Genomic DNA, 19,305 nt, shown 5'->3' with positions numbered 1-19,305 from the left:
GGCGGTCGGGCGCCGTCAGGCTCCGGTCAGTCCAGGTCGTTGTCGCCGGTGCCCAGCCAGCGGTGGTCTTGGCCGGTGATCGCGACGATCTGGTCGAAGTCGTGGTCGCGGTGCAGGAGGGTGAGGCCGCGGAGTTCGGCGGTGGCGGCGAGGACGAGTTCGACCGGGCCTGCGCTGCGGTGCTTTCCGCGTTTGGTCAGTTCGCCCTGGACTTCCCAGGCTCGCGCGTAGGCGCGGTCGTCGACCGGTTCCCAGCCGAAGAGCACGCGCATGTCGTCGATCGTGCGTTCGCGGTCGGCGGCGGAGCGCGCGGTGTAGAAGAACTCGAGTTCCACGATCGGGCAGAGGGCGACCAGTCCCGCGGCGACGGCGCGCTGCCAGGCGAAGGCACCCGGGTCTTGGCGCATGATCGGAACCAGGGCGCTGGTGTCGATCAGGAACCGCGCCGCGCTCACCGCCGGTAGTTCCGCTTGTGCTCGAGGAGGTCCAGATCGAAAGCGCCCTCCGCGACGGCGTCCTGCAGGCGGGTGAGCGCCAGTGCGCGGCGGCGGTTTTCCAGCACTTCCCGGAGAGCCGCGTTGACGGTGTCCTTCTTCGTTCCGGTGCCGAGTTCCTTGGCGACATCGGCGACGAGTTCGTCATCGAGGTCGATCACTGTCCGCGCCACGACGCACCTCCTGATATCTCCGCGTATATCGAAGATATCAGGGTGTATATACGGCGTCGAGGGATTCAGCTGAACGGGGAGCGGGGGCGCTCTTCGAGGACGCCGTCGATCCAGACGTCCACCTTTTCGTTGTAGAAGCACGCCAGGCCCGCGACCTTCTGGCTCTCCGGCAGCGGGGTGCGGTAGATCCAGGCGATGTCGGGGTATTCCTTCTCGCCGATGCGGACGGTCCAGTAGTCGGCGGTGCCTTTGTAGGGGCAGCGGGAGTGGGTGTCGGAGGGGTGCAGCAGGTCAAGGCGCACGTCGGTGAGGGGGAGGTAATAGCGTGCGGGAAGGCCGGTTTCGAAGAGGATGCGCGGGCTGTGCGAGTCCGCGACGACGACGCCGCCGATCTCCACCCGGATGTGCCGGGAACTGGCCAGGATGTCGATGCGCGAGTACGGATCGCGCGGGTGGACGTACACCGGCTCGTCCTCTTCGAACCAATCGCCCATGGCGTCCCAGTCCAGCCGCACCAGCTCGTTCAGTTCCGGCAGCGGGGAATCGTGGTAGCGCAGCGCACCGCCCGGCGCGGTGACGCCGTCGACGATCACGTCGTACACCGTGGCCTCGCCACGGCTGGGGGAGTGGGTGGTCTCGCCGTTCGGCTCCAGTTTGGCGCGCACATCGGCGACGGGAAGGTAGTAGGTCGGGTAGTAGGGGATCTCCCACACCAGCACCGGGCGGTCCGTATCGGCCACCAAGTGCCCGCCGAGGTACACCCGGACTCGCTTCTGGCTGGTCGCGACCTTGACGCGGCCTCGCTGCTCATCGGTCATACCAATCGACGGTACGCCGAACAGGTGACAGGTTCCGTAGCGCCGGATCGCGAAACGCCCACGGGCCCCGCCGGAACAGCGGGGCCCGTGGCGTGCCGTGGATTCAGTCGCCGACGGTGATCGCCTGCGCCTCTTCCACCGAGTGCGGCGCGGGATCGTGGTCGTCGATGTGGGCGAGTGCGGCGCGTCCGGCGATCAGGGCGAGGACGGCGGCCGCGGTGCAGGCGGCGCCCACCCAGAACGGCAGCGCGATGCTGTGCTCGCCGAGCTTGCCCGCCAGCCACGGCGCGGCGGCGCCGCCCGCGAATCGGACGAAGCTGTAGGCCGCGGAGGCGGTGGAGCGTTCCACCGGCGCGGAGATCATCACGGCCTCGGTGATCAGGGTGTTGTTCACGCCGAGGAACAGACCCGCGGGCAGCCCCAGCCCGCGCGGAAGCCGACGATCTGCGCGACGGTGCCGGACATGCCCGCCAGCGCCGCGAACACCACGATAATGGCCAGGCCGGCGAGCAGCGTCTTCTTCGCGCCGAACCGGCTCGACACCACGCCCGTGATCAGCATCGCCACGCCCGTCACCAGCATGTAGCTGGTGAACAGCAGCGAGACCTGCGACGGCGAGGCGTGCAGCTGCTCGCCGATCGGTTTGAGGATCGGGTCTCCGAAACCTCTACTGTGACCCATATGAGCGAGTTAAGAGCCCTGGTCGGTGCGCGGGTCTCCGTGTACCGGGGCGACAGCAAGATATCGAACGTCACCCAGGTCAAGACGGCTATGGACTGGGCTGAGAAGAACGGGCAAGTCGTAGTCGGGACGTTCGAAGACCTCGACGTGTCAGCCGATAAGTTCTCCCCGTTCAAACGGCCCGACCTGGGTCAATGGCTCACGGAGGAACGGGCGCACGAGTGGGATTCGCTCGTGTTCGCCAAGACGGACCGAGTGTTCCGCAAGGCTGCCGACTGTGCAGAACTCACGGCGTGGCTCGAGGCGCATCGCAAGATACTGGTTCTAGTTGACGACAACATGGTTCTGAACTTCCGCGACGACTCTTCACCGTTTGACCGGACGATGGCTAGGTTCTTCCTCACCATTGCGGCGTTCTTCGCTGAAATGGAGTTGGAGCGAGTACGGGCACGGATCAAGGACACACACAGAGACCTCCGACAAACTCAGCGTTGGATGAACGGCACGCCCTCTATGGGGTTCACCACTGCGCCCGCGCTGGACGGCAGGGGGCGCGTGCTCGTGCACGATCCGGACGGGCAAGAGACGCTGCACGAAGTCGCGCGCCGTCTGTTCGCCGGGCATTCCTGGAACAAGATCTCTCAAGACCTCAATGAGGCTCCGTGCATTCACGCGCTGTGCGACCAGGAATGCCCGGAGGAGTGCGCGGGTGTCGGCGTTCTGACGAATCTGGGTAGGTCTCGGCTGAAGAGTGGGAAGCCGATCACCCCGAACGCATGGGCACCGACAACGCTTATCGACATCATGACTAGCCCTGTCACACAGGGTATCAAGGTCGATAAGCACAAAAATCCGATTCTGGGCGCTGAAGGGAACGAGATCATCATGTGCGATCCGTCGTTCTCGGCGAATGACTGGGATCGGATACAGCTCGAAGTCGCCAAACGGAAGAACAGTGGAAAACAGCGAGTTCACTCGGCTAACCCTGTTCTCGGATACGGTTACTGCGGGCGGTGTGGTGCGTCGTTGAGTCGCAAGGTATCTCAGAACAGAAAGGACGGACCGGAATATAGGTACTTCCGGTGCGGCAACGCCAAGAAGCGTTGCGCGGGTGTGAACATCCGAGAAGATGTCTTGTTGTCCGTGCTCGAAAACACCTTCCTGTCGAACTACGGAACCAAACAAGTTACTCGGCGCATCCTGATTCCAGGATCGGACAACCGTCAGGATCTCGCTCGAATTGAGTCCAGCATCAAACGGCTTAAGGCCGAATCCGATGCGGATCTACTGGACATTTCAGACGACGAGTACGTGAAACGGCTCGGTCAACTGACAAAGCGTAAGCGTGAGCTGGAAGTCGAACCGGTCACGCCTTCCCGTTGGGTGGACCAAACCACGGACCAGACCTACGCGGAAGCGTGGACCAGCAAGACGACGGAGGAACGTCGCGAAATGCTTCGAGACAGCGGCTTTCGTGTGCTGGTCCGGTCGAAGACCGACGTAGAAATTCAAGACCTCGCCACGGACGGAAAAAGCACACCTCTACGTGCACTTTTCCAGGCGATGAACGACAGCGATATTCAGGGCATGACCGTAACGCCGGATGGTGTCACCGTGACATCACGTGGCGGACAACAGCTCGAAGACCCTCGCTAGATAGCGATCGGGGGAGCGCGTGAACGCTCCCCCGATCGATGAGTACCCCAACCCTCGTGCGAAGAGAAAGAGAACCCATGAACCAGAATACCGCTGCCGGTCGCCGTACCCACTCCGACCTTCCGCGCTGCGAGGACTGCGGTAACCAGCGTGGTCCGTGGGTGCCCGCCGATGGTCTCCGCGACGAGCGCGGAGCGCAGTTGTTCCGATGTGCGACCGGCCACGGATGCGCGGTTGCACCGGTCGCGGCCGATGCCGACAGCAAGGGCCACGACGAAGCCCAGATCATCGCGGACATCCCCGAACTGGTCTACGCGGACGTGACCCACGTCGGCGGGGGTCGACTGCTGACCGTTTATCGGTCGGCGGACATCCGGCCAGACGGCTACCTGTACACCCCGGTGGCGGAGTACCTACGGGAGAACCGCCACACGGAGATCATCTCTACGAACTTCGATGATCCGGAGATGCAGGGCGGCAAGGCCGTCCGGACGTTCTACTTGATCGAACGGCCGTAACGGCCCGAAAATAGCCTCTGTTTTCAACGGAGGCGAACGAAATAGCGTCGAGGGTAGGTACGCCTACCCCCGGTCGCATTTGGAGGACAAGTTGAAGAAACCCACAATCGAACAGCGATGGTCCGAGAAATACGGAAGGACGCTGTACCACGTTTCGGCAGGCGGCTCGAAACGGCTCATCTTTAACGCCGAGGAACTTCACAGCCTCGCAGATTCGATTACTCGTGTGCTAGGAGGCACCGACGTTGACACAAGCAAGCAATAGCAATTCCCGGTTCGAAGTTCGGCACCATGGCGAACTGGGGGCCAACGTAGACGGATCACAGCTCTACGTTTCGGTGCCTATGACACTTGCTCGCGACGAGAAACTGACTCACGCGGCGCGCTCAGTGGCGCTGTACGTCTGGTCCCACTCCGTCGATTTCACCCAGTCGGCCAGGGCCGTGGCGGAGGCGCTGAAGACCGATACCAAGACGGTCAGAAGCGGACTGAGGAACCTGCAAGAGAACGGCTGGCTTGTGCGTCAGCCGCACAGCAAGCCGGGCAACTCAAAGCAGTCCTTCGAGGTCTGGCACCTTCAGATGTCGAACACTCCGTTCGGTCCGGACGACATCGCAGAACTGTCCGCGACCGTCATCCTCCCGGATGAGGGTGGGGAAAATATCCCCACGGGGGTAGGGAAAATATCCACACCCCCCATGGGAAAATCTCCCTACCTAAGTAGTACAACTAGTAGTGCACTAGAAGTGCACTACCTAGAAGTAGAAGAAAAAGGGGTGTCCGGAAATGGGACACCCCACGGAGGCGAGGAACAATCCGAGCCAGACAGTCTTGTTGGCCTGTCTGACTCAGCCAATGCAAAGAACGGGTCCGACTTCGACCCGTTCGGGGAGCTTCTACCGCCGATGGCGGATGCTTCCCTTCTGGCCACTGCGGAACCGGGCACGGTTCCTTTCCGGTGGACCGTCCGGCCAGATGCGCCGGACGATGTCCATCCGAACGGGTCCGACTTCGACCCGTTCTCTCCGGACTACGAAAAACTCAACCGCGCGAAGCGGTTCATTCTCGAAAACTGCCAGGGGAAAGGTGCCGACGAAACGCACCGAGCGCTTCTGTCGGAATTTGGACACAGCCTCTGGGACGAGCTTCTACCGAGTGGCTATCTCGGCCAACGCTTGGAGCTTGTCCAGGATGACAGACGGGGGCAGGCCATTCCTGCCCCCTAGGAACGCTGTGGGATGATTTTCCGTCCCGGACCCATCCGAAGTATGGTCCGGGATGATCGTTCGACACAGAGGCGCAGATTTACGGTTAACCCGTCCGGTGAAAACGGGGTAAGGACACCGGGTTCCCGGTGTCCTACTGCGCTTCCAACCGCCGTTGAATCTCTTCCAGGGCAGACATGACTCCCGGTGATGAGACCGGACCTCCCCTCGGAGGTGACGCGCGGACCGTCCGCACTCTAAGAGTTCGTGGCGTAGTGCCCTGAGCGAGTTAATGACAGCGGCGAACTCCGCCGATATGTCAGCAGTGGTCATGGCGCAAGGCTAGTCGCCTGTCCTGCTGTCCAGCGCTCGACGGACCAACTTCCGGGCCTCCTAGTTGGCACGGAGAGTCACGGTTACCTGGCGGAGGCACAATGGCTACGCCAGCGTTGGGGGAGGCTCTGGAGAGACGGTATTTACGGTTTACTCATCCGGTCAAAATGAGGTCGCCTGTCTCTCATCCGAGGTACGGAGTAGAGCGCTGTTCGGCATGGTGTCGCAACCGGAGCCGAACAGTCTCGTGCACGGGCAACGTCTCGAGATCTTCGAGCCGTAGGAACTCGACAGAGGTGGACTCGTCGGACACGGCGAGTTCCCCGCCGGTCACTCTGCCGTAGTAGACCACTGAGAACTCCTGCCGGACCTCTCCGTCCGCGTGTTCGATCACGTGGGCGGGGTCGGTGTAGATGCCGAGAAGGCCGGTGATCTCGATATCGAGTCCGGTTTCCTCGCGGGCCTCCCGGACCGCGCAGTCCTCCAGAGTCTCGCCTATTTCCATGATTCCCCCTGGGAGAGACCAGTTCCCGGAATCTCCACGACGCTGCATCAGCACGCGCCCGTTGTCGTCGGTGATCAGCGCTGCGGCTCCGGGCTTCAGCGAGTTAGGTCGGGGTGCGTTCGGATCGCGGTACCAGTCACGCCGTGAGCCCATTGGAGAATCCTTGCGTCGTTGAGTACGGGGTAACAGTGCCCCAGAGCTGTTCGAACTGGTCGGCGAAGGAGTCGAAGATCCCGTGTTGTGACAACCGGCGCAGATACAGGGCAGTGTGCTGGTAGCCCCGGGCACGGAACAGATATGGGGTGACGATCATTTCGTCATCGAACCGGAAAACCGAGTTGTACAGGTGGGACGAGTGAAGTCCCACAACGCAACCCGGGGTGTCGACTAGCGGCCCCAGCATCGACAGCGCGTTGCGTATCCGGCCTGGAAGGGTTCCGCCCATCTGTTCCAAGGTGTCACGTTCGGCGACATGGTCACAGTCCGGGTCGGCGAAACCTAGCCGGACTTCACATCCGGCGCGGCACTTGGCAGCGATGATTTCGGAGGCTCTGGGCAACAGTTCGAACACGAACGGGTAGGCGTACCCGATGATGTCGATTCGCTCAGTTGCTCTGTGTACCAACGAAGTCCATAGATCATTGGGGATGTCGGCGCGGTGGGCGTACGCGCCTATAACCTCTGCGGTAGCCGGTGCCCCGGATTGCAGGTCCGGGCGTGCGGCAGGCCAAAGCGTCTCCTCTACCTCTTGGAGTGCTTCGGCTATCCGAAGCCGGGTGCGGCGGTGTGGAATTCGACCGGCAAGCCATCGGTTGACGGTCTTCACGTCCACACTCGCAATCGCAGCGAGAGCCGCTGAGTCGAGTCCGGCTCGAAGCATCGCGGACTCAAGTCGAGATGTCATACGCACATCTTTCCAGGAGTCCCACGGGGACACACTGGACGTTTCAAATGTCCCGCAAAACGTTCCCGGCGAAGTTCTGGCGTCCCTGACCTGTCCATACCGTCGTATTCACCAGCCGGTACCGGTGAACACTCCTGGTACCGGCTGGAGACCAACGACTCAGGGGAGTGAAGAGACGTGTCCAGCACACTGCCACAGCGGAAACCCTTCCCACGTACCGGACCGAAGTTCCGGACTCTGCCGCTTGTGCGGCTCCGGCGCTTTCACGATGCGCTGGTCGAATGGGCCGACGATCCGACACTTCCCAGCGCCACGTGCCCACTACGAGAGGGGTAGGGATGCCGTATTACTTGGCCAAGGTTCACTGCGCCGGTTCGGCGTGGATCGTCCACGTTCCGGCCGTGGACAGATGGACGATCGCGGCCGATAAGCGTGGCCTGACGGACACGGCCCGACAGATGGTCTCGGCAGTGCTGGGTGTACCCGCGGACTCGTTCGGGATAGATCTCACGATGGGCCGTGCGGTCGGTTCGACCGATGAGTTCGCGGCAGGGTCACCGACCCTTCTCCAGTGGGGGCCGTGCCCTACGGCGTAGCCCGAGCCGGTCCACAGAGCGCCGGACACAAGTGCATATCCGCAACTGACGATTACCCGCGAGGAACCTCCGACTTTGCAAAGTCGGAGGTTCCTTGTTGTCTACCAAACCCCAGGTCACGAAAAAAGTCTGAGTGAAGTACGTCACACCATTTTCAGCGACCTGGGGAAACACCGGAGAAGTCCGGGTGTTGTCGAAGGTATATACATATGAGGGATGAGACAACGATCGAAGAAATTTATGTGAGCTCCGTCACTCTCTTTCTGTTCACCTGGTCTTTTGTCGAAAAGTCAAGGTGTTGTTACACCTATATACATATAGAGGGGTAGAGCTCGGCACCGAACGTCTCGCGGTGTCGTTGGTGCGGTCGCAGACATCCGGAAACTTCTCTGTTGGATGGCTCCCGCTCCTTAGGTGGGTACCCCCGTCCTCTCCGAGTACCCGCCTAGAACTTCGCAGCCTACGGGCTGCTTTTCTTTTGCCATCAAATGACCGATCGGTCAAAACGAATAGAAAGGTGTTCCGAATGAGCATGTGTCGAGCGGGGCACCCGCTAGACGGCCCAAACGCTAGATGCCGCTCCGGCCACTGCCGCCAATGCAAGCGCGCCAACGATGCGCGATACCAGGCTAATTGCCGAGCCGCGCTCCGAATGGTGCGAGCAGTACAACCCGATGAACTCGACTTCTTCTAGTCGAAAATTGAGAGGAATGGATGAGTAAGTACGAGTTCGGTAGGCGCTCTACGCCTACCTCAGAGGAACAACGGCGATTGTTCGATGAGTGGTACAACTCCGAACAGCATCAGGCGTATCTAGCAGCCATCGAAGATGGAGGCGCGACGCCGTGGACAACGAACATCGAAGAAGCCTTCGAACTGTTTCGACGTCGTTGGGCGTATTCGCGTAAGGCCGAATGAGACGCCGTAAGCGGCGTCCCGGTCTGGATGACCGGCAATACCGTAAGGCTCGGGATCGGCTTCGTAGCCGATCACAGGTGTGCCATATCTGTGGCGGGACTATCGACGTATCCCTCCCTTACACCGATGCTCGGTCATGGACTGCCGATCACATCATCCCCAGATCCAAGGGCGGACATCTCCTCGGGGAGATGAAGGCAGCGCATAGAGATTGCAACTCTCGTCGTGGTAATCGAACAGAGGTGAGGGAAGACAAACTTCCGACGTCTCGTTCTTGGCTCCCCTCCTCCGTGCCAGAGGGCACGAGGGACAGTGCCCGATCGAAGGGACGGCAGCGCTGACGCTGCACCCTGGCTATACACCCCTCCCCCTACACCGATTGTCAGTACTCAGACTAAACGGGCCTCACACGCACGCAGGGGGGAGGAGGGGGTCCCCGGAGTACCGGGAACCCGTAAAAGTCGCTTAGAAAGCAAATGAGAGGGGCTTACGCATGCCCGTATCAATCTATAACAGAGAGGAAGCAATATGGAATTTCAAAACTACAACTCCCCGATCATGAACCAGTTCCGGCGTCTGCCGGAGGTTGTGGAGGTACTGACCGCCATCGAAGGTTTCAACGAGGCTGAGAATGTTCGTAAGGCTGCGGTCGAGCTACTCGAGGAGATCGAGTTCCGGCGGCGGGAGCAACCGCCGGAACTCGACAACGAGGCAATCCTAGAAGTCGGATCGGTTCCCGAATCGTGGCTGTCGACTATCGCTGATCGTGTGACAAACACCGCCGTCTTGGACGCGCAACAGCAAGCGGCCCACGCGCTGAAGGTAGACGCCGAACGCAAGTTGGACTCAATTTTCCGTAGCGGCTTTGACGATGCATTGGCGGCGCTGAATGACAAGCTAGGCGCTTTGATGGCGGATGTTCGTACAGCGGTCGAAAAAATCGGCCATGCGTCGAACCCGCGTGAAGCGATAGAGGCAGGATCGGGCCGCGAGTGGGCGAAGATTGCCGACTACGGTAAAGAGTATCAACGGATTCGCTCTGGTCAGCTAGCGATTATGACCGCTGACGGAGGTATGTCGATATGGCAGGAAGCTGCACGTAACACATCGCAAGCTAGCGGACGGCATTATGCCCATTATGGCCTAATCAAGAACCTGGACGAAGCATTCCCGGAATTGACACGTTCTACCGCTTCGGTGCCCTGGCCTGCCGAGATAGACGAATTCCTGGTCTATGTCGTGCGTAACAATTTGGATCTCTGGATTCCGAAGTCACGCGAACTGGCTGACTGGCTAGAGGTTCGAGCCCAGCTCTTCCGTGACGAGTTCCGGAAGTTTGTACGGCTACAGCAGGCGTCGGGGCGAGATGCGCTGATTCGCGCGTTCCACGCTGGCGAGGTTCACCCAGTGACTCAAATCGCCCTACGCGAGGCCGGAGTCTTGTGAATCGAAAGTATCCGCTGGTGATTTCGTCCCCAGAGGACAATCCGGAACCACGTAAACGACATATAGACCTCATTCGTCGGCCGACGCTATGGGAATCAACCAGATTCTTGATGAGTCCGGCCGGTATTAGTCCAATCGGAAAGACAAAGAGCAATGACTAACAACGACGGCGCTGATCAGGAACCCACCCTGACGGGACGGCAAAAGGGAGAGCTAGAAGCGATTCGCCGGGGCTGGCTGAAAGAAGAGACCATTAAGACCGAGCCTGGCTCGAAGAGTCACGCGCTGGCGTGGATGAAGCGCCGGGGATGGTTGGCGTGATCTTCGATATCAAGAGGCGCGTCGCAAAGTTTGTTTCGGAGCACCTGGAGCCTGCTACATGCGAACCGGCGGAGGCGCGAGCCTTCAAGCTGTGGACGAATGTTCTCGATAAGCCGCACGAGGTTTCAACCCTGCTCGCTGCCGAGAAAGAATCCGGCCAGTTCGAGGAAGTATTAAGTTCCGCGTTCATCCTGATGTCCGTTGTGACTCTTCCCGCGTTCATGGCACTGTTCGCTGAACACGGCATCCCCGAGGATGCCGCAGTGTCGAAAATGACCGAGATCTTCAGTCAACTCGCTAACGCGGCTTTGCTCGAAGGGAAGTGAGCGAGATCTTAGGCCGCTCGCTACATCTCCCATTTCTGCCCTTTCAGGGCGCATTAAACCTATTCGATACCCAGTGACCGCGAGGATTACCGCCTCTTTGGTCCGTGCCCGCGCATAGGGCGAGAGAGGAGGGCTGTAAACGTGGCAATAGAATTAGCTACCGCGTACATCAGCCTAGTTGCGGAAGCATCGGAGATTCCCCGCCAAGTTCAAAAGTCACTATCGAGCCTAGAGCCACAGGCGACACGGACCGGCAAAAGCATGGGCAATAGCCTCGCGGCCGGTATCGGCAGCGTGTTTCGGACTGCTGCCGCTGGTGTCGGTCTGGTTGCTGGCGCGGCTATCGGTACCGCGCTGAATAAGGGCTTCTCCCGCATGGTCGCTATTGACGATGCAAAGGGAAAGCTTGCAGGTCTGGGCCATAGCGCACAGGCCATCACGGAGATTCTGGCCAACGCGAAAGCCGCTGTCGACGGCACGGCGTTCGGCCTTGGTGAAGCGGCTACGGCCGCTGCGTCTGCTGTTGCTGCGGGTATCAAGCAAGGCGAAGACCTTACGGGTTACCTGAAGCTCATTGCGGACACGTCGACTATCGCCGGTTCCTCGCTGGGCGAAATGGGTTACGTCTTCAACAAGGTCCAGAGCTCCGGCCGTGCCTTTACCGATGACCTTTCGATGCTTGCGGACCGTGGTATCCCTATTTTCCAGTGGTTGCAAGAGGAGTACGGCGTTAGCGCCGCCGCTCTGAGCAAGATGGTTAAAAAGGGTTCGGTTGACGCTGAGACCTTCCGCCGAGTTATTCAAGAGAATATCGGCGGTGCTGCGGACGAGTCGGGTAAGACTCTTCGCGGCGCGTGGAAAAACATGCAGGCGTCCCTAGGCCGAATCGGCGAAGCCGCGCTTTCCCCGTTCCTCCCGATGATGAAAAGCTCTCTCGGAGCTATTCGGGATTGGGCTAACAAAATCAAACCGCACGTCGAACGTGCGTCACAATACCTCGCAACCAATCTCACGGAGATGGGTGCGGCGTTCAAGACCCACGGTGAATCTATCACCGGTGCGGCGTCGAACTGGGAAAAGTTCGGCGTCAAGGCTCGTTTTGCCGTCGACGGTATCCGGGGTGTCTTCTCCGTCCTCAAAGACGGTAAGTATCTCGGCGCGAATATGACTTTCGGCTTCGCGGAAGACTCGAAGCCGGTCGAATACCTATTGCGCTTCCGTGAGGCTGTGATCAGTCTCTGGAATGCGATCAAGACCCGAGACCTTTCGGGCGTCAAAGACTTTTTCAACTCGCTACGCGGTGGCGAGGTCAGCGGGAACGGCTATACCGAGATCAAAGGTATCGGCGAGACGCTTACCGATACGTTCCGGAAGCTAGGCGATGCCGCTTCCACGATCGGCCGGTCCATGGCTTCGATCCTGGGAGACTCCGGCGTTGTCGCTGCCGTCTTTGTGGAGCACTTCGCTCGTGCGTTGAGCTTCCTCGCGGACAACACGTGGGCCGTCTCGGCGGGCCTTGCAGCTTACGTGGCTGCAATGGCTGCTACGAAGGCCGTACATGTCGGTTTCGAAGCGCTGACCGCGTTCCGAAACCTGTTGTCTCCGGCGACGATTGCGGCTCAGACGGCTCTCTCCCGTGCGCTCGTCATGCACAACGCTGCCATCCGTGAGTATCTCGCGAGCATTGGGCGAGAGGTTGCAGCTACACCCGGCATGATCAGCGGACGTCTGGCACGTGCGCGGGCCTGGGCACAGGAGACCTACGCGGCGAATCAGGCCACTAGCGCGCTGACACGCTGGTCTGCTGCGGCTACTACCGCTGCTGCCAGCTCCAACGCGCTGACGGGTGCGATGTTCCGGACTGCTGCCGGTGCTGCTGCACTCGGCGGACGTATCCAGGCAGCAGCTACCACGGCCGTTACCGGCCTGGGTAGGGCCGTGGCCGGAACCGTCAACATGCTCGGTGGTCCGTGGGCTCTCGCCATGGCGGGAGCCTTCGCCGGATACATGGTGTACCGGGGCCACGCCGACAAAACCAAGACGGTTCAGGACGCGTTCACATCCTCGGTGATCGCCTCGGAGAAGGCACAGCGAAAGCTACAGGCAGCGCTAGCCGAGACGAACGGCGCACTCGATGCGAAGGCCATCCAAGCCGCCGGTGATCTAGTCGAGGCCCGGTTGTCCGGTATTCGGAAGATCGCGGCAGAAGGACACTCGTTCGGAGAGTCCCTTATCAACTTTACCGACCGACTCAATAGCTGGGACCCGACGCGAAACGTCGGCGGCAATTTCTTCGACGGGACCCGCAGGGGTTACGAGGTAACCCAGCGCGCGATCGATGAGAACCGCGCTCTGATGACCGTCCTCCGGGCTCAAAAGCTCGAAGTAGACGACCTGGGCAAGATCGTGGCCGCGGGCGGAGAGCAGTACACCAAATTCGTTACCGCACTGGAGCAAACGGACGCCGCTGGTGGACGTGTCGCGGAGCAGATCAAGAGTGCTCGTACCGAAGTGCAAGCCATGGTGGACGCGTCGCGGAACTCGACAGCGGGCGTTGGTTCCCTGAAGGAATCCATCGAAGTTCTGTCGAGCACTTCGGCGGATGCGGACGACCGTGTCAGCGCACTGAAGAAGGCTCTTGACGCTCTCGCCGGTAAGCCGGTCGAGCTGCAAGACGCTATGCAGTCGTATAACGATTCGATTCGAGGAGTCATCTCTTCGGCTGAAAAGCGCTGGGATTCTTCCAAGGGTATTGGCGCTGAGCTTATCGACATGAACGGCGGGATCAATACCACGTCGGAAAATGGCTCGAAACTCCGCGACATCCTGAAAGACCTCCGTGACGAAACGGCGTCTGTCGCTGCCGCTGGTGGCGAAATGGGACCCGTGTTCCAGAGGAATACTGAAGTCCTCCGCCAGTTGGCGAATGCGGTCGGTCTGAGCGAAGCCGAACTAACCGGCCTAGCGGAATCTGTCGGGTATGTCCCGAAGGATATTGAGATCCTTGCGGAGCTGAAGGGTGCTGACGAAGCAACCGCCAAGCTCCGGCTAATGCAAACGCTGATGAACAACCATCCGGAGGGTGTCACTATTGACACCCGTCTGACCAATTCCGCCGAGATCATCGCGGAATTGCAGCGGATGGGAGCCGAGATCGAGAAGGTAGACGGTAAAGAAACCGTCTACGAAATCAAGGCTGACAATATTCAGGAAGTGTTGAACAAGGTTCAACAGCTTATTGACGCCAAGATCCCGGATAAGCGTTTCAAGATCTTCGCGGATTCGCAGAACGCGGCGGCTCGTATGGAGCAGCTCGGTAACCCGAGTGCTCAGGGGCCGTTGCCGGTGCCACGTCTCCCCCGCGCGGGCGGCGGTGAGATCTTCGGTGCCGTCTCCGGGGCCGGTGGTCCTACGTCGGATTCCATTCCGGCGCTGCTGTCGCACAATGAGCACGTCTGGACCTCTGCGGAGGTGGACGCGGTCGGCGGGCACGGCAAGATGCGCGGGCTTCGAGCTCGGGCGCTTGCTGGCGGCCTCCGCTTCGCGGAGGGCGGCACTCCGGCCGGTGTCGAGCGCGCTATCGAAGCGGCTCGAGCCGTGGAGGGTAAGAAATACGTCTGGGGAGGCGAAAGTCTCGCCGAAGGCGGTTTCGACTGCTCTGGCTTCGTCGGATACATCCATCAAATCTTGATGGGCATCGTTGAGCCGACTCAACGCCTGTACACCACGCTAAGCCTTCTAGGAGGCACTACAGCGGGCCTAGAGCCCGGTCTAGGGCCTTCGGGCACCTGGTTCCAGGTCGGCGTTAATGCGGACCATATGGCGGCCACTTTGGCCGGTATGGCGATTGAGTCCGGCGGAGCTTTCGGCACCTCGGGCATCGGCGGAGGCCGAGCCCGCGCCACCGACTCGCAATTCGCTCAGCGTTTCCACTTGCCGAATGAGCTCATCCGGGGAATTAGCTCTCAGATGAGGGGCGGCAAAATCATCGAATGGACCGCCGAGGATGAGCGCGAGCTACAACGTCTGATTATCGCTGTAGACCAGGCCAAGAAAAAGCGTGACGAAGTCTACGCCGATACAGAGGATAAGTACGACGATAACGACCGTCGTCTTGCTGACCTGGACGTGCAAGACGCTCAGGCACGCGTCGTCAAAAAGCAAGAGCAGAAGGACAAGCAAGGCCAGCTAGAGGGCGGACAGCGTGTCGCGCCGCAAGCTCCGGCGCTTTCTCGCCAATACAGCGAGGAGGAGGCCGAGCGTATCGACAAGTTCGCGGCCGTAGAGGATGCGAACGAGCGGCGGAACGCTGTCTACGACGATCCGATGTCTTCGGACTTGGATCGCGCGAAGGCGGATGCCGAGCTCTCTCGTGCTCAGCAGGAGGCGAACAAGAAGGGGAAGGGTAAGGATTCCGCGAACACGATTCGCGACGTCCTCACCAATGCCGCGTCCAGCGCGGTAGGTGCCATTTTCGACGCCTTCAAAGAGCAGTTGCCGGAGAAGATCGGCGGTTCTCGCTGGTGGGGTGTGGCCGATAAGGCTATCGCCTTGGCGAACGAGGACAAGGAAGACGGAGAGAACACCAATGTTCTATCCGGTCTGCCGTCCTTCTCGCCTGAAGAGGTTATGAAGCAATTGGGCTTTACGCCCGGACCGGACGGGCAAGCCCCGAGTTGGTTCGAAATGCTTCGCCCGAAAGTCTTCGACAACGGCGGTTGGCTTATGCCGGGTGAGATGGGTATCAACCTGTCGAATTCGCCTGAGCCGATTTTCAACTCCCCTGAGCAACTCCGGCAGTTCGCTGGTGCGACCCTTGGGCAACCGCAATCCGGCCTGTCTCAGCAGGAGATTGAGCAAATGATCATGTCTCGTCCGAACGTGAATATCACGACGGACAGTGTTGATGAAGCCGTCCGAGCTCTTACGACTCATCAGAAAGCACAAGCTATGAAGAGTTACCGGAGGTAGTCCGTATTGACTGCACCCTCCCGGGGTTGCCCCCCGGCAGGCGTGGCCAGTCGAACTACCTATTGCTTCTCGACCTTTGCGCGTTCTATCGCCAACTTAGCGCGAAGCTCCGCGCGTGCCTCCGCTTGCTTAACTTCGTATGCCTTCTCAGTGTCGCTATCGGCATCCGGCGGCATCTTGATTGTTGCCAAATAGCCTGCGGCGGATATCGCCACCTCGCCCAGGTCATACACTTCCAGTCTTGCAATAACTATGTTCAATTGCTCAAAGCAATCGAACAGCTTCAAATTGATATCCGTTCGATTGCTATTGTTCTTGATTGCTGTGCGGCGACGGTTTAAGCCGAATGCAAGTGTTTCCGTGATGCTTACGGTCTCGCTCAGCAGTGCTAGCCGGTTCGCCCGTATTTCGGCCTGACGCTGATGGCGTACGTTCACCAGCACACCGCCATACGCGATCGACGCTGCGATAACTGCCAAGAGTCCTGCGATGACTGTTGCCCACGGTTGAGTCAGTGTCACGCGGTATATGCTATCGACCTCACGAAATCGCTGCCTACCGTTGCGTTTCGCCGGTCTATGCTCATCCGATGGCTACAGCAGTGGAGATCGCACAGTGGATGGTCGACCGAATCAAGGCGAACCAGGTTGAGTATCAAGAGGACATCGTCTCTGACATCGAAACCCTCTTCGGGCCTGAGTGGGTGTACGAGAACGACAACGGGAACCCCGCGATCAACAAGAAGGTGCTCGCGGAGTTCCGAACGTTGCACGCTGGCTCGATCGAGTGGGACAGGAGCGAGCGTGCATGGAGTGTGGTCTAGGTCAGTCAGTTGAAGTCGTGGCTGGGATGTACCGGGTCTGCGTGACGCCCTTGTGCTGGGCGAGGACCAACGTCCCCCCAGCACATTGCTCGCAGTCGATAACGATCTCCAGCCATTGCCGACGACCGGAAGGCGTCTCGGTTCCCTCGTACCGTCGGGGCTTGAACCCAAACTGCCCTTCCACGATGTCAAGTTCCACGAAGGTGATCGGGGCGTCCTCAGTCCTGACCCCAGCCCTGACTTTGTCGATGTGGGTGTACGCCCACCCACAGTTCGGGCATGCCAAGTCGTTGTCGTCGGGGCCATCGAGCGCGTAGCGGAGGATTGGGTTCGTCAAGGTGGGTCCTCTAGTCGTCGGTGCCTGTGGAGCGCGTCAGAGCATGTTAGCGCCGAAAAGCGTTGCGCTGGCACGTACTAACTACCTCCCGTGTTGGGATTCCTGCCACGCGAGGACATCTGACAGCCGGTAGCGGCAATGACCCCCACCGACCCGGACGAACTTTGGACCTTTGCCTTCCGCACCCCAGTTGGCCAGGGTCTTGGTCGAAAAGCCGACCATTTCGGCTACTTCGCTTCGAGTCATGTATGCGCCTGGTTGGTCGATCGTCGGCAGCTCTCGCCGGACAGGCCGTTCACGCCGGGAGGGTTGCTCCGGCCGGTGCTCTGGTCTCTGTCGACTCACGGCGTCCACCGAGCGTTGCAGGGTGTCTAGCTTCTGCTCGATCCTGTCGAGCTGAGCGAATATCTCGCTGAAGGGCGAACAGTCCCTCATGTCGGCCATGGCGCGACGCTACAGGCACCTTGAAGCCGACCTACCTTCCCCGTGGGTGTCCGTGAGCTCGGGTGTCACGCTTATGGGTCGCTCTGTTTGACTCGGGTCGACCAGGCCGATGCCCATGAAGGCGATGACGCTGGCGAAGGCGACCGCCCAGACCGCTTTGGGCTGCCGTGAGATAGCCCACCGACGACACAGACGGTTCGCATGGTTCACACAGTCGGTGCCTATGCGATCCGTATGGAGAGGGTGTGGGAGCTGCCCAGGGCCGCGAATGCCAAAGGCCCCGGCGAGTCCGGGGGAGGACTCGCCGGGGCCTTTGGTGCCCAAGCTAATTGGTGTGCGCCAGTGGCCGGTGCGGGGTGCCGAAGAGCTGGGCGTCGCCGTGCGCGCGCTTGAAGAACAGGTGCGCGTCGTGCTCCCAGGTGATGGCGATGCCGCCGTGCAATTGCACGGTCTCGGACACGATCTCGGTGAGTGCCTCGGAGCACTGCACACGGGCGGCCCACACGTCCTCGGCGGCCGAGGGCAGGCCTGCGGCGACCGCGGCGGTGGCGGCATAGGACGCGGACTTGGCCGACTCCAGCAGCACGTACATATCGGCCATCCGGTGCTTGAGCGCCTGGAAACTGCCGATCACACGCCCGAACTGCACGCGGGACTTGGTGTATTCGACCGTCATCTCGAGGCACTGCTCGGCCGCGCCGACCTGCTCGGCGGCCACCGCGGCCCACGCGATCTCCCGCAACCGCGCCGCGACGGCCACCGGATCGGCCGTACCGAGCTTGCGTGCGGCGACACCGTCGAAGCCGATCTCGGTGAGCTTGCGCGTCGGGTCCATGGTCGCGACCGGACGGCGGGTGATGCCCGCGGCGGTGGCCTCGACCTCGAACAACCCGGTCGGGGCGAGCACGATCAGGGTATCGGCCTGCGCGCCGTCGAGCACGTAATACGCGGTGCCGGAAAGGGTCTCGCCCTCGGCGTGGACCCCGGGCTCGTCCCAGCCGGTCGCGCTCGCCCAGCAGACCGCGAGCGTCGTCGCACCTTCCGCGACGCCGGGCAGCAGTCGCGCGCAGGCTTCCTCGTCACCGGAGAGCAGCACGGCATGCGCGCCGAGCACGGCCGAACCGAGCATCGGCACTCCCGCCAGCGTCCGGCCCAATTCACCGACCACGAGCAGGGATTCGACGAGCGAGGCACCGAAGCCGCCGTACTCCTCGGGGATGGCCAGCGCCGCGACGCCGATCTGCTCGCAGAGCAGCCGCCAGAGTTTCGGGTCGTACCCGAGTTCGGTGTCCATCGCGGCGCGCACGGCGTCGCGGCCCGCGTGCTTGGTGAGCAGCGCGCGCACCGAGGCGGCGAATTCCTGGTGCTCGGCGGCGGTCATGCGGTGCCTCGCAGCGCTCGGTCCCGGATGGCCTCGTCGCGCAGGGCGCGAGCGATCCTGGCGCGGTGCAGATCCGGCGCGCCCCACGCGGCGCGCAGTGCGGTGACCTTGGTCAGCCACAGCGACAGGTCGTACTCGGCGGTGTAGCCGATCGCGCCGTGCACCTGCAGCGCGGCGCGCGCGGCGGTGTGCGCGGCATCGCCGCAGGCCAGCATCGCGGCCGATACGTCGCGGCTGCGGGTCGGCTCGCCCATGGTGAGGGCGGCGCGGTAGAGCAGCGGCTCGGCCAGGTCGAGTGCGATCAGCACATCGGCGAGCTTCTGCTTTACGGCTTGGAATTCGCCGATCGGCTTGCCGAACTGCTTGCGCTGCTTGGCGTATTCGGTCGCCGCGTGCAGCAGCGCGCGGCCCGCGCCGAGCAGCTGGGCTGCGGCGGCCAGCGTGCCGGTGTCGAA

General features: G+C 61.1%; 19 protein-coding genes and 1 pseudogene. 9 read left to right on the top strand and 11 right to left on the bottom strand.

All coding sequences use genetic code 11. From position 1 onward, the window contains the following. Positions 1–26: 26 nt before the first annotated feature. The 4 genes and pseudogenes from NL1_RS21825 to NL1_RS36755 form a co-directional block, all read right to left on the bottom strand. Positions 27–455 (bottom strand): PIN domain nuclease, encoded by a 429-nt coding sequence (locus NL1_RS21825; RefSeq protein WP_067842307.1) that lies wholly within the window; start codon positions 453–455, stop codon positions 27–29. Continuing rightward, a complete protein-coding gene (locus tag NL1_RS21820; protein WP_067842302.1) occupies positions 452–667 on the bottom strand; it encodes a type II toxin-antitoxin system VapB family antitoxin in 216 nt (71 codons plus the stop codon). The genes NL1_RS21825 and NL1_RS21820 overlap by 4 nt, the downstream gene beginning before the upstream one ends. Before the next feature lie 65 nt (positions 668–732). Further along, positions 733–1,485, bottom strand: a complete 753-nt coding sequence (locus NL1_RS21815) for a DUF427 domain-containing protein (protein ID WP_067842299.1) — start codon at positions 1,483–1,485, stop codon at positions 733–735. Positions 1,486–1,588: 103 nt separating this feature from the next. Further along, a pseudogene (locus tag NL1_RS36755) lies at positions 1,589–2,151 on the bottom strand (MFS transporter); the annotation flags it as partial. A 15-nt stretch (positions 2,152–2,166) separates the two neighbouring features. Between NL1_RS36755 and NL1_RS21800 the strand changes: the two are divergent. From NL1_RS21800 to NL1_RS37790, 3 genes are all read left to right on the top strand, one after another. After that, on the top strand, positions 2,167–3,822 hold the full coding sequence (locus NL1_RS21800) for a recombinase family protein (RefSeq protein WP_067842292.1): 1,656 nt from the start codon (positions 2,167–2,169) through the stop codon (positions 3,820–3,822). A 77-nt stretch (positions 3,823–3,899) separates the two neighbouring features. After that, a complete protein-coding gene (locus NL1_RS21795) occupies positions 3,900–4,340 on the top strand; it encodes a hypothetical protein (RefSeq protein ID WP_067842289.1) in 441 nt (146 codons plus the stop codon). Positions 4,341–4,585: 245 nt separating this feature from the next. Continuing rightward, positions 4,586–5,566, top strand: coding sequence for a helix-turn-helix domain-containing protein (locus NL1_RS37790; RefSeq protein WP_156094985.1), 981 nt, complete (start codon positions 4,586–4,588; stop codon positions 5,564–5,566). Between the two features lie 496 nt (positions 5,567–6,062). Here the strand turns inward: NL1_RS37790 and NL1_RS21785 are convergent, their stop codons facing one another. Beyond that, positions 6,063–6,536 (bottom strand): NUDIX domain-containing protein, encoded by a 474-nt coding sequence (locus NL1_RS21785; RefSeq protein ID WP_067842283.1) that lies wholly within the window; start codon positions 6,534–6,536, stop codon positions 6,063–6,065. Further along, the gene (locus NL1_RS21780; protein ID WP_218024468.1) at positions 6,520–7,215 is read right to left on the bottom strand and encodes a hypothetical protein; all 696 of its coding nucleotides are present in this window, start codon (positions 7,213–7,215) and stop codon (positions 6,520–6,522) included. The genes NL1_RS21785 and NL1_RS21780 overlap by 17 nt, the downstream gene beginning before the upstream one ends. 1,582 nt (positions 7,216–8,797) lie before the next feature. Here NL1_RS21780 and NL1_RS40285 point away from each other — a divergent pair. From NL1_RS40285 to NL1_RS21760, 5 genes are all read left to right on the top strand, one after another. Then, positions 8,798–9,142: an HNH endonuclease signature motif containing protein gene (locus NL1_RS40285; protein ID WP_156094984.1), complete on the top strand. Its 345-nt coding sequence runs from the start codon at positions 8,798–8,800 to the stop codon at positions 9,140–9,142. Positions 9,143–9,329: 187 nt separating this feature from the next. Then, on the top strand, positions 9,330–10,247 hold the full coding sequence (locus NL1_RS21770) for a hypothetical protein (protein WP_067842277.1): 918 nt from the start codon (positions 9,330–9,332) through the stop codon (positions 10,245–10,247). Between the two features lie 153 nt (positions 10,248–10,400). After that, the gene (locus NL1_RS37785) at positions 10,401–10,568 is read left to right on the top strand and encodes a hypothetical protein (protein ID WP_156094983.1); all 168 of its coding nucleotides are present in this window, start codon (positions 10,401–10,403) and stop codon (positions 10,566–10,568) included. Further along, entirely contained in the window at positions 10,565–10,894 is a 330-nt protein-coding gene (locus NL1_RS21765; RefSeq protein WP_156094982.1) for a hypothetical protein, read from the top strand. Before NL1_RS37785 ends, NL1_RS21765 begins: the two co-directional genes overlap by 4 nt. Positions 10,895–11,155: 261 nt before the next feature. Continuing rightward, positions 11,156–15,865 (top strand): tape measure protein, encoded by a 4,710-nt coding sequence (locus NL1_RS21760; protein ID WP_067842264.1) that lies wholly within the window; start codon positions 11,156–11,158, stop codon positions 15,863–15,865. 59 nt (positions 15,866–15,924) lie between these two features. On the opposite strand, the gene NL1_RS37780 is transcribed toward NL1_RS21760, so the two are convergent. Beyond that, positions 15,925–16,386, bottom strand: a complete 462-nt coding sequence (locus NL1_RS37780; protein WP_156094981.1) for a hypothetical protein — start codon at positions 16,384–16,386, stop codon at positions 15,925–15,927. Between the two features lie 68 nt (positions 16,387–16,454). On the opposite strand from NL1_RS37780, the gene NL1_RS21750 reads away from it, so the two are divergent. Continuing rightward, the gene (locus NL1_RS21750; protein WP_067842258.1) at positions 16,455–16,688 is read left to right on the top strand and encodes a DUF6953 family protein; all 234 of its coding nucleotides are present in this window, start codon (positions 16,455–16,457) and stop codon (positions 16,686–16,688) included. 1 nt (position 16,689) lies between these two features. Here NL1_RS21750 and NL1_RS21745 read toward each other — a convergent pair whose 3' ends face one another. The 4 genes from NL1_RS21745 to NL1_RS21730 all read right to left on the bottom strand — a co-directional run. After that, entirely contained in the window at positions 16,690–17,025 is a 336-nt protein-coding gene (locus tag NL1_RS21745) for a hypothetical protein (RefSeq protein ID WP_067842255.1), read from the bottom strand. An 81-nt stretch (positions 17,026–17,106) separates the two neighbouring features. Next, positions 17,107–17,271, bottom strand: a complete 165-nt coding sequence (locus NL1_RS40280; protein WP_174553452.1) for a helix-turn-helix transcriptional regulator — start codon at positions 17,269–17,271, stop codon at positions 17,107–17,109. 523 nt (positions 17,272–17,794) lie between these two features. Beyond that, positions 17,795–18,850: an acyl-CoA dehydrogenase family protein gene (locus NL1_RS21735; RefSeq protein ID WP_067842249.1), complete on the bottom strand. Its 1,056-nt coding sequence runs from the start codon at positions 18,848–18,850 to the stop codon at positions 17,795–17,797. Beyond that, a partial coding sequence (locus tag NL1_RS21730) for an acyl-CoA dehydrogenase family protein (RefSeq protein ID WP_281180846.1) occupies positions 18,847–19,305 on the bottom strand: 459 nt, incomplete at its 5' end. The genes NL1_RS21730 and NL1_RS21735, both read right to left, overlap by 4 nt.

Source organism: Nocardia lijiangensis NBRC 108240, assembly GCF_001613045.1.
GTDB lineage: Bacteria > Actinomycetota > Actinomycetes > Mycobacteriales > Mycobacteriaceae > Nocardia > Nocardia lijiangensis.
The sequence above is the reverse complement of the archived record's forward strand: the minus strand, read 5'-3'. Positions and strand labels throughout refer to the sequence as shown.